Genomic DNA, 14,446 nt, shown 5'->3' with positions numbered 1-14,446 from the left:
ATAATTTGTCAAATTGCCAATCATCTCTCTCGTATTTTATATCCTAAAGGTAATCATCCCTTCTTCGTTTACTACTGCAAAAGCATAGAAACGCTGAAGTTCTTCAAAATTTTTTATTAAATCATTGAAAATACCTACTTCATCATCACTACCATCTTCTAATGGAGGATAATATTCCCTACATTTGAGAAAACATAGACCAAAAACTTCCTCAAAATCATTCTTTGTCAGGTTAATAATCATGCGTGCGATCTTTTTTACTTCTTCAGGCTTCAGATAGTAATAATACATATCCCAATGGATGTCCTCTCCACTAAAAAATAACTTTTTAATAGTCTTCTTCTCAGCATAGTGATATCCATCATCCTCTTCTTTTTCTTCTTTTAAGTTCATTAGATCCAATAGAAACTCTATATCTTCCCAAAAATCTACTATTAAGATATTTTTTCTATTACTAGGAGCGAAGAAATCGTCATAGTCTAATTTAAATTGATAAGGATCATTTAGATACTTTTCAAGTTCAGTTTTGGGCAAACGTACAAATTTTACTTTATTTTCCATATTTCTGAATTTAATTGATTTACTCTTGTTTTTTATGTGTCACATAATCCTATTACTTCATCACCTTATCCAATAGGGTCTTATAATCTTTTACTACTCCATAGCAAATGCCTTTCTCTCCTTGGCTAAGGGCTTTAAAATGGCGTGCTGCACATTCTATTTTGGCTTCTTCTGCTCCACGAAGTTGTGAGCGCTGCCAATCATTCCCTTTGGTCTCAGCTACAAAATAGATATGATTTACGCTCCCTTCCCTGAAGACGATCGCCCAGTCGGGATTGTAGTGTCCCATAGGGGTGTTGATATAGAACCCACGGGGGAGCTTGGTATAGACCACTACCTCGTCTTGCTGCTCTAATTCGGTAGCAAAGCTCTTTTCTACCCCCTCACTATCCACTACTACAAGGTCATAGAGTGACTTGTGGCTTTCTATGGCATTGATCCCCAGCTTGCCTCGCAGGGTTGATTCGGTGAAAATGTCCATGGTATATGTATCATCGGTCTTCTCATACACTATCTTCTGTACTACCGCCATAGCCTTTTCATCATTGATGATATGGACTACCCTGCGAATAAACTCCTCTGGATTGAGCTTAAACTGATGGAAAGTATCAGGGCGTATCCCCTTGAGTATGGCTACTATGGTACGTCTTGTAAGCCCAGTAGCCTCTACTAACTTGCCTATGAGGTCATAGGTTACACTGCCCCCTACTCCCTCATAGACTTTGAGGTTTTCTACTTTAGTAAGCTTCATGGCAGCACCTTGCTGTAGGGCTTCTTTGCTCTCTATCTTATCCATGGTGCCTTGTTCCACTACCATTCGTATTTTGGTGACCGTCAGTCTCTCATCTATAGCCTTAATTGCCTTAGCTATCAGTTCATCAGTCTCAAAATCTACCTTATAGAAAGTCTTGATACTGATCTGCTTCCACAATTTTTGAAATTCATCACGCTTAAAATGTTCTTCCTGAAAAATAGCTTCTTTAGGTCTGCGGGCATCATCAATTTTGATACTATCGGGGCTTAGTATCTTATCCAAAGTATCAATAATCCCTTGCCTTATCGGCTCTAGTTCCTGCCCAAAATCAAGAGTTCCTTCCGCTTTGGCAGTATAGTAAGCAGGGGTTAGCTGGCCATCATCATTTACATAATCTCGCTTGATAAGTTGGTTGTAAATCTTTCGGGCATGGTCTTCACTTATAGTTACTTGGCTGCCATTCTCATCGGTATAAGTATGCCCTACAAAGAGCCTTGGGGTTACCTTCATCGGGCGACTGTGCAGATCGTCTGCAATTTCCTTTTGTAGTTGTTGGGAGAACTGCTGGTAGCTCTCACTGGCAATCACGGTAAGAATATTGATATCGAACACGCCTTCCTTGCCCAATAGCTCGGCATCTTGGCGTACCCCATGCTTATCCACACATAGGCGCATCCCACGGCCTACCTCTTGGCGCTTGCTCATCTGGCTATTTCCTTCTTTGAGAAAACAGATCTGGAACACATTGGGGTTGTCCCAGCCCTCACGCAGGGTAGAGTGCGAAAAGATAAAGCGGGTAGGCTCCTCAAAGCTCAGCAGTCGTTCCTTATCCTTCATAATCAGGTCGTAAGCACTCTGGTCATCACTGCCGCCCTCGCCTTTTTTCTCTTTCGAATCAATGAAGTTTCCCTGCTTATCCCTTGAAAAATAGCCATTATGCACCTCTTGAGCATGAGACTTCTTGAGGTAATCCAAGTAGGCTGTATCATCAAAGAGTGTAGGCTGGAGTTCTTCTATCACATGAGTGTATTCCTCTTCGAACATTTGGGCATAACTCCCCTTGCTTGAGCTACTTCCTTCATAAATGCGATAATTGTCTACATGGTCTATAAAAAACAAACTCAGTACTTTGATTCCTTTGGCAAAGAGCCGTCTTTCGCGCTCTATATGGCTCTTAATCGTCTCACGTATTTGGGTACGACGCATCACCGCCTCGCTTATCTTGCCTACTGCCTCGCCCTGGTGGAGTTCTATCCCATTGAGAAAGCGAACCGTCCCTTTGCGGCCGTCTATACTTTCTACCACAAAATGATTCTTATACTCCTGCAAGTGCCCACTTTGCTCATAGAGATTAAACCCCTCCCCTACCAAACGATTTACTTGCTTGGTGCCAGAGGTAGTACCCATATCAAAATGCAAGCGTGCTTGGGGATTACCTTTGCCTATGAGGATCTCTTCCAGATATACATAGCCATAGGTGGCTGTACTGCCCTGCTGGTGAATCCCTTTTACTTCTATCTTCTTGACTAAGTGTTGGTTATAGGCATCGATAGCATCTAGGCGGTAGACCATATTGAGCACCTGGCGGTGGGTAGCCGAGTAGCGCAAGACAAACAGCGGATTGAACTGACTGATAGCCTTGATCGTAGCGGTTCCTGAGGCACGCTGAGGCTCATCAATAATCACAATAGGGTTTGTCTTGGCCAAAACATCAATAGGGCGCCTACTACCAAAATCATCGCGTTTGGAAAAGATGATACGTGCTGTCTCATTTCTTTTGTTTGTTTCATTAAAAGAACTGTTGAAGGCTTGGGTGTTGATAATCATCACATGCAGCTTATCATCATCGGCAAAGGCTTGTATTTTGGAGAGCTGTTTGGAGTTATAGATAAAGTGCTGTATACGCTTGCCCTCATACTCGGCTGCAAAGTGGTCACTCATCACCTGAAAACTCTTCTGTACGCCTTCACGAATGGCAATACTTGGTACTATTATGATAAACTTACTCCAGCCATACTGCCTATTGAGTTCGTACATGGTTTTGATATAGGTATAGGTCTTGCCTGTCCCTGTTTCCATCTCTATAGTCAACTGTACCCCCTCGCCTTCCAATGCATCAATAGGCTTTATATCCTGTAGCATTTGTAGTGAGCGTATATTGGAGGCTATCTCGTGGGAGTTAAGAACCAAGGGATTATTGCCAAAGCCTATTTGCGTAAATGGAATATCACCAGAGCGTAAACCCATATTCATAATATACTCTGCCTTATTGTAGTAGGGCTGTCCTGCAAAGGCATCAATTACCTTTTGAGCGGCATCTGTCTGGAATTGTTGGTGTTTGAATTGTAACTTCATAGCTTATATGACTCTGATTTTGTCCATAGCTTCTTTTTCGTCCCAGCCGAGCTGTTGTTTGAAAATCTCAAAGAGATTGATTTTGTGTTTGTCCTCACTAAAACAGCTATCACGGAAGAGTACCCTAAGACTCACCTTGCTAGCCATAGCCTTTACCACTGCCTCGCTTATGTGTTCGGCAAAGCAGGCTACCAGGTCTCCCTCGTTTACGTTGTATACACGGCAACCATCTATCTCCTCTGTAGAGATAGGCAGTGACAGAGGTATCCCCCAACTGAGCATTGCCCCAAAGAGCAGGTCAAGGTCGCTGCGGTCTTCCTTGATATTAGTGGCAAAGAGGTCTAACAGCCCTTGGTCATACTCGCTAGGGTGACGCTCTACCTCACTAAAGTTGCTACTATCCAAGCGCAACACACGGAATCCTGTATCAAGCTGGGAAGTGAGATTTTCCTCCTTTATTTTTTTTCCCGCCCGGCGTATGCGTTCTTTGGCTATTTCAGGTATAGAGGTATAGCCCGCCTTGCGTGCTTCACTGTCCTTAGGGGTAGGCTCCCCAAGCTGTACACAGATGTACTTGCGCCTGCCGCCATCTTCTGCATTGAGCTGCATCACGGCATGAGCGGTAGTGGCAGAACCTGAGAAAAAGTCGAGGATAAGAGAGTTCTTATCCGAACCAGCTTCTACTAGCTGCTTGAGTAATTCCACAGGCTTTGGATAAGAAAAGAAAGAAATCCCCAAGGCCTCCAATTCTTTTTTTCCTTCCTCCGAAAGTACCTTGATAATAGTATATAGCTTAGAGGTAGCCTCTGAAACTTTTTCATATCGGCAAATAGTGTGCATGCCTTCTTTGTTAAGCTCTAAAAAGAGCGCACCTTCCTCAAGGAGTCTATCTATCTCTTGCTTCTTTTCTATTCCTTTGTATTGCTCTATTTGTTCGTAGAAACAACGCCTATCTCCGTTACTCTTATCATATTTGCCAAAGGTTTTTCTGAGTATATCATCATTTTTTATGAAAAGCTCACCGTCTATTTCCACTGTTTTTTGCTGGATAACTTTCTTTCTTACCAAGGAAATACAGCTTATGTTGTAAGCATATACCAGTATGTAGTCGTGCCCTTTGACTATATATTTTGCTTGTCCGCCTCCCTTAGCTCTCTGATGTATGAGTTCTCCTACAAAATTCTCTTCCCCAAATACCTCATCACCTATTTTCCTTAGGTTGTGTACCTCGTTGTCGTCAATAGAGATAAAAATCACCCCATCCTCGCTCAGCAGGGAGCGAGCAACCAGTAGGCGTGGATAGATCATCGAGCACCAATCGGAGTGAAAGCGACCATTGCTGCGGTTATTAGGACGGTAACGGTTACCTTGCTCATCTATATCGCCTGTGGCAAGGTCTTCTTCGGCTCTGGAGCGGGCAAAATCATCTTTGTACACAAAGTCACTACCGGTGTTATAAGGCGGGTCTATATAGATCATCTTAACCTTGCCCATATAAGCTTGTTGCAAGAGCTTGAGCACTTGCAGATTGTCGCCCTCTATATAGAGGTTTTCAGTGGTATCCCAGTCTATAGAGTCTTCAGGGACAGGACGGAGGGTTTGGTCAGTAGCCTCATTAGCCTCCAGGCGTGCAGCCTGCTTGCCTGCCCAAGTGAACTGGTAACGCTCATCGGTACTATCGGCAACGGCATCACCTAAGAGTTGTTTGAGAGCGTCCCAATCTACCACTTGTTGCCATTGCCCTTGTTGGTTTTGGGTTTCAGTCATACAAGTGGGGAAGAGCTGGCGGAGCTGCTCAAGGTAGTATATCTTCCTCTCTGGGGTCTGGGTATCCAATTGGGTAGGTTTCATGATGGTTTTTCCTGAATAATTTAAACACAAATTTTCTGCAAAGATAATACTAATTGTGAGTTCAACGTAAGCAAAATTATATTTTTCCTCCCACAAAACCAGCTGCCGACTCTCGCTGGCTTTGTGGGAGCTTTCGTTATATAGAACTTACACCAATTAGACAACTTGTAAATGACTTTTTTTTCGTAAATTTGTACTGAGAAAACACAAAAAATCTTATGACTAAGAATCCTTCCTCCTCCCAGCGGCTCTCTATCAAGGACTGGGCAGATAGTGATCGGCCACGAGAGAAGATGATCGCCCAAGGTAAGGCCGCACTTACCAATGCAGAACTATTGGCCATTCTTATTGGTTCAGGTAATGCCACTGAAAGTGCGGTAGCACTAAGCCAACGTATTTTGGCCTCAGTGAATAATAGTCTTACCACACTGGGCAAACAAAGTCTTCAGCAACTACTCACCTTCAAGGGTATAGGCCAGGCCAAGGCTATTACGATTCTAGCCGCTACCGAGCTGGGACGTAGGCGTAGCGCAGAAACTCCTGAGCCTCTACCTAAAATAGAGAGTGCCGAAGATGTTTTTACCCTTATGCAACCCCTTTTAGGCGAACTGCCTCATGAGGAATTCTGGGTGCTGTATCTAAGTAGTGCTGCCCGTGTGATGCACAAGGCACGGCTCTCGGTAGGGGGTATCACCCATACCGTAGTGGATATTCGATTGCTGCTTAAAATGGCCTTGGAGCAAGGGGCGGTCTCTATGATCTTGATACACAATCACCCTTCGGGTAGTCCTACTCCCAGCAAGGAGGACTTACAACTCACCCAGCGAGTAAGGGAGGCGGGACAACTATTGGATATACGCCTTCTAGACCATGTGATCATCACTGAAAAGCAGTATAAGAGCTTGGCCGATGAGGGCTTGTGCTAATCCATAAGCCTCAATACCATAGCGGCATTACTTCCGCCAAAGCCTGAAGCGGTCTTGAGTAAGTACTTCACCTGGGCATCTTGGGTTTGGGTGAGGATATGCAGTGGCTCAGAAACACCTAAGGTGTCAAAACCTTCACTTCTAAGGAGCTTTCCCTCTTGGGCAAGTGCCAAACTCACGACCATCTCCAAGAGACCAGAAGCTCCTAAGGTATGTCCAAAATAGCCTTTGTAGCTACTCAGTGGCGTCTGCTGTAGTCCCGCACGAGTAAAGGCAATAGCCTCCATCTCATCGTTATAGAGGGTACCTGTACCATGGGCATTGACAAAGTCTATTTGGGAGGGGGTAAGCCCTGCTTCAGCTAAGGCTTGGGTGATGCTCAGGTACAATCCCTCCCCTGTACGAGAGGGGGCTGAGATATGGTTGGCATCGTTGATACTGCTACTGCCTAAGATCTCAGCTTGTGCCCAGAAATCATCTTGGGTAAGGAAAACAGCCGCTGTAGCCTCGCCAAGGGTGATGCCATCGCGTGCCTTGTCATAAGGCTTGCACGGACGAGAACTCATTGCCAGAAAAGACTGAAAGCCAGAGAGAACAAACTCAGAAATCTCATCGCCTGCCAAGACCAAGGCACTGTCATAGACATCATTGTGCAGTAGCCTATCGGCTACCGAAAGAGCCACTACGCCCGATACACAGGCATTGGACACTACAATAGGTTCGGTAGTAATTCCTAAAAACCTGGCTATCTTCTTAGCTATCAAGGTAAGGTAAGGCAAGCTACCTCCCGATTGCAGTTGAGAGATATTCCCCTTGGTAGTGGAGAGTACCAGAGCGGTACGCTCCCCTATCTGCATCATAGGCAGCAGGGGCACCACAGCCAAAAGGAGGAGCTTCTCCAGCCATGTTAGCTCCATATTAGGGCTTACAAAAGGAATACACGCCTCCACTTGTTCTGAGGAAATCTTAGCCAAATATACATCGGGTATATGACCAAAATGGGAGAAATATTGTATTCCCGTCTGTCCCTTCAAGAGGGCATCTATATGATCTTGTACGGTAACACCTAAGGGAGTCACACAATTGTAGAAACGAATGTAAGACAACTTAAATAATGACTAATGATTAATGACTAATGACTAATGACTAATGATTAATGACTACTGGCATGATTTAATTTCAATAAATTCAATAGAGGTAAGCTCTATATTGCGCTCACGAAAAGCATTATAAATATTCTTAATCAGGTCGGACTTGATAATATACATATTCTGTGGCTCAAAGGTTACGGCATTGATCTCATAGGTAGCATTCAGCTCATTGAGCGATATGTGGTATATGTAGGGGGTAATCTTGTCCGTTACGCCCTTAGTAGCCTGAGCAGCAGCAATAAGGGTAGCATCTACATCCTCCAAACGAGCATCATACCGTACTTTCACTTGAGTGGTAACTACCAAACCAGTAGTACGACCTATGGAAGAAAAATTCATAGTGGAAGAGGAGAGTATCATGGAATTGGGTACAGTAACCTCTTCGTTGTTAATTGTCTTTAGGCGAGTAACTAAGCTATCCCTATGGATGACCATGCCTATATACTCCCCTACCTTGATCCAATCATTCTCACGAAAAGCACGCATATAAGTGATAAAAATCCCTGCTATCCCATTGGAGATTGTAGAGGACGAACCTAAGGAAATCAATAACCCCAAGAAAATGGATACTCCCTGAAAGGCAGACGAACCCGATCCAGGCAAGTAGGGAAAAATTACAATAAAGAGAAAGCAGAGAAATAGGATTCTCAAGATGTTATAAGTAGGCTTGGCAAATTCCTTGTAGAAGCCCTTAATCTTGAGTGCACCTCGTTGTATTTCGTATAGGAAGTAGCGCATAAGGTTTAGTATCATACGCCCAATCAAAAGAATGATACCTATGATAATCAAGTTAGGTAAATAATCGAGTATAGCATTGCCTATCTGACTAAGTGGGTCTAAAACCAGTTTCAAAAGCTTTTCTGCCCACATTTGGGTAGAAGGAAAAAGCTTTAAGGCGAAAGGAATACTTACAAAAATGATAATAAAAAAGATAACTAACTTTAGCAAGAAAAGTGCTTTTCCAAGGATATACTTCATATTCTCCTTGTTAAGCATTTGGTAATTCTTGAGTTTTAATCCTTTTTTAAAGAAAGATTGCTTAAGTAGCTGCTGTTCCAGTTTTCTAAAAAGAAGATTCAGTAAGTAGAAGAGTGTAATAATGGCTATAACAAATAGAAATAATTCACCAATACGCATAAGACGTTTTTGCATACTGTGTTCTATCCTATACTGGGTTACAGCGCGCAAAATATCTCTTTGTAGGGATTGAGCTAATTCCTCTTGAGAAAGATGTGCTAAGATAGCATCTTCCTCACTTACGGCTTGTATCCATTCTCCTTGGTAGGTCACCATAAGGAGATCATTTTGAGATTTTATCTTAAGTGAATCCTTTTTAAAAACAGGTAATTCTACTAATTTGCGTAACTTCTTAAGGGTATATTCAGTTCGTTCCAAGGGAGAATAAAGCCCCAAACTTGCATGGACTGTATAGAGGGTGTCATTCTCCAAAACCAATGGAGATCCATTGGCCTTGGAATAGATACGCTTAATCTCTTCTTGTCGCTGTGCTTTGTAGATTGAATCTTTCTCCGTATCCACACGGCGTGTATCCAAAAGCAATAAGGATTGTAACTCTTGGCTCAGTACATTGACCTTGAGCGAATCCTGGCTACGCTGTATCTTTAGTTCCCTTATCTGGCGCTGTAATACTTGTAACAGACTGTCCTGAGATTGTCCAAAAGCTGTTACAGAGAATAACCCACTCAAGAGGAGAAATAGACGTAAGTTCATGGTTTATTGGTTTGAAAGGCAAAAATACGAAAATTAATGATTAATGCCAATAATGATTAATTTTTTCTCTTATATAGACATAAAAAAAATTGCCTCAATTACGAGGCAATTCCTTTTTTAACCAATAAATTCCAATATTATGAAACAGTGCAAAGGTACGTCTTTATTTCCAATCTATATATTATTTAATATATATTTAACTTTTATAACTAGTTACAAGTAGTTGTAAAATTGGCTTTAGCCTTTCCTTGTGTGTCTGTATCTACCTTTATATTTTTAGGCTTATTCTTTATAGTGGTAAGTTGTATACGCTCAGTTTTTACACAAGTAAGTTTAGGATTACCTGTAAGATTGATATTACTTACTAATTTTGGAGATTTGGATATATCCAACTTAATAAGTCTATTATTGCTTAGGTTCAGTTCTGTCAAAAGAGGTGCACTAATAACGGCAACAGAAATCTTATTACCTGAAAAATCAGCTTGTTTCAGGTTGGTCATTCTAGCCAATACGTCAAGGTCGGTGATGCTCTTACCTACCACTTTAAGACTTTCTATCTGTGCCAGTTCTCTGTCCTGGAGAACTTTATCACCATTCTTGTCATATCCATTATTAATAAGATATTCGCTTAGCTTCAACTCAGGAGCATTGTCATCACTGGAAGCATTATCCCTTATCTTAGCATAGTCTTTATTTTCAATTGTATTGCCTATCTTAGATTTATCACAACTAAGCAGGCATACAAAGCCAAAACCTATTAAAAAAATTCTTTTCATGTTTTCTCTATTTTCTTGTTAGTAAATTCACGGGGCAAAGTAAATCATTTTTTTTGATAATATAATAAGTTTTAACACTTATTATTTTGTTAAAATAAAAAAGCAAAGCGTAAATATATGGGTAGTGGATAACCCTCTCAATTATTCACTTTTCAATTTTAAAATCTGTTGATAACTCTACAACAAAAAAGCATTAAAAAGTAGGCTTCTTTGAAAAAGTTGATTATATGCGAAGACAATTGAGAAAAACAACTTTATTTCTCACAACTTATTAACCGTCATCGAGGAGAAAATGAGGATTATTTTTTCTTGTTTTTATACCCAAATACTTTTAAGAACAAGAAAACGTTTTAGTGAATAAGTCTTCTTACGCTCTATATATCAGTACATTAGTATGCTTACAAATTGTTGATAAACTTCTTTAAGTGTCACATACAAGTATTTTCGCTCATTTTTCTACCTAAATTCACAGCATATTATCATCATCATTTTTTTTATATAAAAAAGAATATTTATTTTTTATATGTGAGTTGATGGTTGAAAATTTGTAACTTTGCACGCTGACTGGTCATAGACCTTCGTCTATTAGCTGTTTTTTACTTTTCTATACCGAGGATAGCTACTTTTCCTGAGTTAAGTAAAACAGAGACTAATGTGAGTGCAAAGGTACAAAAAAAATGAGAAAGTAGCTAATAATCAATAGAAAACTCGTAAATTAAAACGAAAATGAGTAAGAAGAAATTCGAACAGAAAAAGAAAAAAACAAGGACTTTAGTAGAGATATTTTGGTTATTCTGCAGAAGAATAGTGGCAAGAGTTTCTCTTGGAAACAAATAGCTGAAAAGCTTAAGGCTACTTCTACTGAAATGCGTAATGATATTATTGCTTCCTTGGCTAGATTGGTCAAGCAATCACATATCAATGAGACCAGCCAAGGCCACTTCCAAGCGCAAGGTGCTACTTATTATCACCAAGGAGTAGTGGATATGGCTTCCAATGGTAATGCTTATGTGGTGTGTGAGGACTTAGACCAAGATGTATTTGTTCCTAATAACTTGCTGAACAAGGCTTTACATGGCGATCTGGTGGAAGTGTATGTCTTTCCACGTCGCCGTGAGAAGCTCGAGGGGGAGATTACCCAAGTGATAGAGCGCAAGCGTACGACCTTTGTTGGTTTGGTACAGATGCAGAAGAATTTTGCTTTTGTGGTACCTACCGATAGGCGTATGTATACAGACATTTTTGTTCCCAAAGAAGATTGTAATGGTGCCGAAGATGGGGATAAGGTATTGGTGCGTATTACCCAATGGACTTCTCGTGCGAACTCTCCCTATGGCGTAGTGGAGAAAATTCTCGGTAAGCCTGGGGAACATAATACTGAGATACATGCCATCTTGGCTGAATATGGCTTGCCCAGTGAGTTTCCTCAGGAAGTGGAGGCTTATGCACAGCAATTGGATACCACTATCAAGGAAGAAGAGATTGCTCGCCGCAGAGATATGCGCGGAGTGCTTACCTTTACCATTGACCCTCGTGATGCCAAAGATTTTGATGATGCGTTGTCTTTTCGAGTGCTTGATGATGGCAACTTTGAGGTTGGGGTACATATAGCCGATGTTTCTCACTATGTGCAACCTGGCACTATCTTGGACGATGAGGCTTACCAGCGGGCTACCTCGGTATATTTAGTGGATCGGGTGGTGCCTATGCTTCCAGAGGTGTTGTCCAACTTTGCTTGTTCGCTGCGTCCTGAAGAGGAAAAATATACTTTCTCGGCTATCTTTGAACTTTCTCCTCAAGCAGAAGTGCGCAATGTATGGCTTGGCCGTACGGTAATTCGCTCCGATGCACGCTTTGCCTATGAGGAGGCACAGGCGGTGATTGAGGCTTTTGATACCCCCTATATGGAGGTACCAAGTGATTTTGTGATACCTGAGGAAATCTCTATCCGACCTGAGGGTAGCTATACGGTTTCCAAGGAGATAGTAGAGGCAATTCTTTCACTGAATGCTATGGCAGAAATTCTCCGTGAGAAGCGTATGAGAGCAGGGGCTATTTCTTTTGATAAGTTGGAGGTTAAGTTTTTCTTGGACGAGAACAATAATCCCTTGGGTGTCTATACTAAGGAGAGTAAAGAAGCCAACAAACTCATAGAGGAGTTTATGCTGCTGGCCAATCGCAAGGTAGCCGAGTATGCCTCCAAGCTACAGAAGACTTTTGTATATCGTATCCACGATGTGCCTGATGAGGAAAAACTCCTGCAGATGCAGGGCGTTATCTCTCGCTTTGGTTACAAGCTTAATCTCAAGGACAAGAAGAACATTTCTCATTCTATCAATCATCTTCTGCAGGAGGTACATGGCAAGAAAGAACAGAACTTAGTGGATACCTTGGCTATTCGCTCTATGAGTAAGGCTGCTTATTCTACGCATAATATAGGGCACTATGGTTTGGCTTTTGCTGATTATACCCACTTCACCTCCCCTATTCGTCGTTATCCTGATGTGATGGTACATCGCCTTTTGCAACTCTATTTGGACGCAGGTGCTTCGGCTAATGAGGCGGAATATGAAGAAAAGTGCAAGCACTCTTCCCAAATGGAGAACTTAGCTACTTCGGCTGAGCGTGATTCTATCAAGTACATGCAGATTAAGTACATGGAAGCACATAAGGATCAGGAGTTCTTGGGAGTGATTTCAGGGGTTACCGAATTTGGTATCTATGTAGAGATTATTGAAAACAAGTGTGAGGGTATGATACGTGCACGAGATATGAAGGACGATTATTATGTATTTGACGAAAAGGCTTATGCTCTTATAGGCGAAGTAAGCAAGCAGCGTTATACCTTGGGTGACGAGGTAATGATACGTGTTAAGAATACCGATTTGGTCAAGCGCTATTTAGACTTTGAATTAGTGAACTAACAAAAAACTCCGAACGAGAAAAGTTCGGAGTTTTTTTATATGAGCTATTTTTCTGCTATTTATTTTTGTTTGGTATATACTTTATAGTTGTTTTCAGCGTCATAATTATGGTAGATGGTCAGTTGGGTATTGTTATTTTCAAGAGTAATTTTTTGAGGCATCATATAGGTTTTTCCTTTTACTTCTATTTCTAAGTAGAGTTTGTTTTCCTCTTTTTTGTATTCGTAAGTAGGATATACCTCTTTTTGACTTCTACATTCTAACTTATTATCGTAAGGATTGAATTTTCCCTTTTTGAAACTTTCATTAATAGCTTCTTTCTCTTGGAAGACAAAAGTTTCATTGGCATCACAATCGTTATAGAGTTCTTTTATTTCACCGTTTTCTACTTTTTTAGTAATCTTCCAAGTACCTAAAAGTACTGATTTAGGTGTGTCATTCTTTTCTTCTTTGCAGTTACAATCATTTTTACTGCAAGATAATACCAAAGCAGCTACAAGGAGTGAGACAATTTTTTTCATATTGTTAGTATTTTAAATTTGTGACAAAGGTAATAAAAATATTTGTTTTCCTACTATTTTTTATTAATTTTGTTGCTCCTTATTAAGTACTTAGTTTGTTCCACGTGGAACAATTAAGAAAAAAGTTAATAGTGAATAATTAAAAACTGATTGATACTATTTACCCAAATGCTCAGTTTTAAGTATTTACTATCTTTGTTTTTCACTTTTCACTTTAAATTTTTCACTTATTATGCTTCCTCCTACAACTGATAACTTATTATTGGGCAGGCAATTGCGCTGTCCTGAAGGAGCACTCGCCAAGGAAGTGGGTGCTTATATCTTTGCCTCCAACCGAAATATGATAGAGCGTAGTATAGATTGTCTTCCCCTCTCTGGAGTAAAACAGCTATTGGAAATAGGTTTTGGTAATGGAGCACACCTCCCCTACCTCTTTGCCAAGGCACCCCACTTACACTATACAGGGATAGAACGCTCTGAAGCTATGATAGCTGATGCTACTGCACTTAATGCTGAGCTTGTGGAGCAAGGAAAGGCTGTTTTTTTACACGCTCTTACCGAGGAACTACCTCCACTACCCTATGAGAGTTTTGGGGTCTGTTTTTGCGTCAATACGTACTATTTTATTACAAACTTGAGGGCTTATTTTGCTCAGGTCTATTCCCTACTCAGGCAGGGAGGTAGCTTTGTTTTGGGTGCTATAGGCAAAGAATTTGGTGAGCGTATGCCCTTTACCAAGGAAGTATTTACTTTCTATACCCCTGAGCAGCTTCAAGAACTATTGCTTTCGGTAGGTTTTACAGCTTTTGACTTACAGACTTTTACGGAAGAGATTCCCACTAAGCGTGGTACTACCATAGAGCGACCATTTCAGGTAATAACAGTAAGAAAATAAA

Annotated in this window: 10 protein-coding genes; 3 read left to right on the top strand and 7 right to left on the bottom strand. The window is 41.1% G+C overall.

Annotated features, from left to right (window positions below; translation table 11 throughout):
• Positions 1-36: 36 nt before the first annotated feature.
• From HMPREF9331_RS10475 to HMPREF9331_RS10465, 3 genes are read right to left on the bottom strand one after another with little or no spacing between them, the layout of a single operon-like run.
• Complete coding sequence (locus tag HMPREF9331_RS10475) at positions 37-561, bottom strand: DUF1877 family protein (RefSeq protein ID WP_016420915.1); 525 nt, start codon at positions 559-561, stop codon at positions 37-39.
• A gap of 52 nt (positions 562-613) precedes the next feature.
• The gene (locus HMPREF9331_RS10470; RefSeq protein WP_016420914.1) at positions 614-3,670 is read right to left on the bottom strand and encodes a type III restriction-modification system endonuclease; all 3,057 of its coding nucleotides are present in this window, start codon (positions 3,668-3,670) and stop codon (positions 614-616) included.
• A 3-nt stretch (positions 3,671-3,673) separates the two neighbouring features.
• Entirely contained in the window at positions 3,674-5,521 is a 1,848-nt protein-coding gene (locus tag HMPREF9331_RS10465; protein ID WP_016420913.1) for a site-specific DNA-methyltransferase, read from the bottom strand.
• A gap of 218 nt (positions 5,522-5,739) precedes the next feature.
• Between HMPREF9331_RS10465 and radC the strand changes: the two genes are divergently transcribed.
• On the top strand, positions 5,740-6,447 hold the full coding sequence (gene radC / locus HMPREF9331_RS10460) for a RadC family protein (RefSeq protein WP_016420912.1): 708 nt from the start codon (positions 5,740-5,742) through the stop codon (positions 6,445-6,447).
• Here radC and HMPREF9331_RS10455 read toward each other — a convergent pair.
• From HMPREF9331_RS10455 to HMPREF9331_RS10445, 3 genes are all read right to left on the bottom strand, one after another.
• A complete protein-coding gene (locus HMPREF9331_RS10455) occupies positions 6,444-7,553 on the bottom strand; it encodes a beta-ketoacyl synthase N-terminal-like domain-containing protein (protein ID WP_016420911.1) in 1,110 nt (369 codons plus the stop codon). The two genes, radC and HMPREF9331_RS10455, sit on opposite strands and share 4 nt — an antisense overlap.
• Before the next feature lie 54 nt (positions 7,554-7,607).
• Positions 7,608-9,329, bottom strand: a complete 1,722-nt coding sequence (locus HMPREF9331_RS10450) for a mechanosensitive ion channel family protein (protein ID WP_016420910.1) — start codon at positions 9,327-9,329, stop codon at positions 7,608-7,610.
• 209 nt (positions 9,330-9,538) lie between these two features.
• Positions 9,539-10,105: a hypothetical protein gene (locus tag HMPREF9331_RS10445; RefSeq protein WP_016420909.1), complete on the bottom strand. Its 567-nt coding sequence runs from the start codon at positions 10,103-10,105 to the stop codon at positions 9,539-9,541.
• Positions 10,106-10,971: 866 nt separating this feature from the next.
• Here HMPREF9331_RS10445 and HMPREF9331_RS10440 point away from each other — a divergent pair.
• The gene (locus HMPREF9331_RS10440; RefSeq protein WP_248641635.1) at positions 10,972-13,029 is read left to right on the top strand and encodes a ribonuclease R family protein; all 2,058 of its coding nucleotides are present in this window, start codon (positions 10,972-10,974) and stop codon (positions 13,027-13,029) included.
• Between the two features lie 59 nt (positions 13,030-13,088).
• Here HMPREF9331_RS10440 and HMPREF9331_RS10435 read toward each other — a convergent pair whose 3' ends face one another.
• Positions 13,089-13,550 carry a lipocalin family protein gene (locus tag HMPREF9331_RS10435; protein ID WP_016420907.1) on the bottom strand — a complete coding sequence of 154 codons (462 nt, stop codon included), beginning with the start codon at positions 13,548-13,550 and terminating at the stop codon, positions 13,089-13,091.
• A gap of 232 nt (positions 13,551-13,782) precedes the next feature.
• On the opposite strand from HMPREF9331_RS10435, the gene HMPREF9331_RS10430 reads away from it, so the two are divergent.
• Complete coding sequence (locus HMPREF9331_RS10430; protein WP_016420906.1) at positions 13,783-14,445, top strand: class I SAM-dependent methyltransferase; 663 nt, start codon at positions 13,783-13,785, stop codon at positions 14,443-14,445.
• Position 14,446: the final 1 nt, after the last annotated feature.

This window comes from Capnocytophaga granulosa ATCC 51502, assembly GCF_000411115.1.
In the GTDB taxonomy this organism is placed as follows: domain Bacteria; phylum Bacteroidota; class Bacteroidia; order Flavobacteriales; family Flavobacteriaceae; genus Capnocytophaga; species Capnocytophaga granulosa.
The sequence above is the reverse complement of the archived record's forward strand: the minus strand, read 5'-3'. Positions and strand labels throughout refer to the sequence as shown.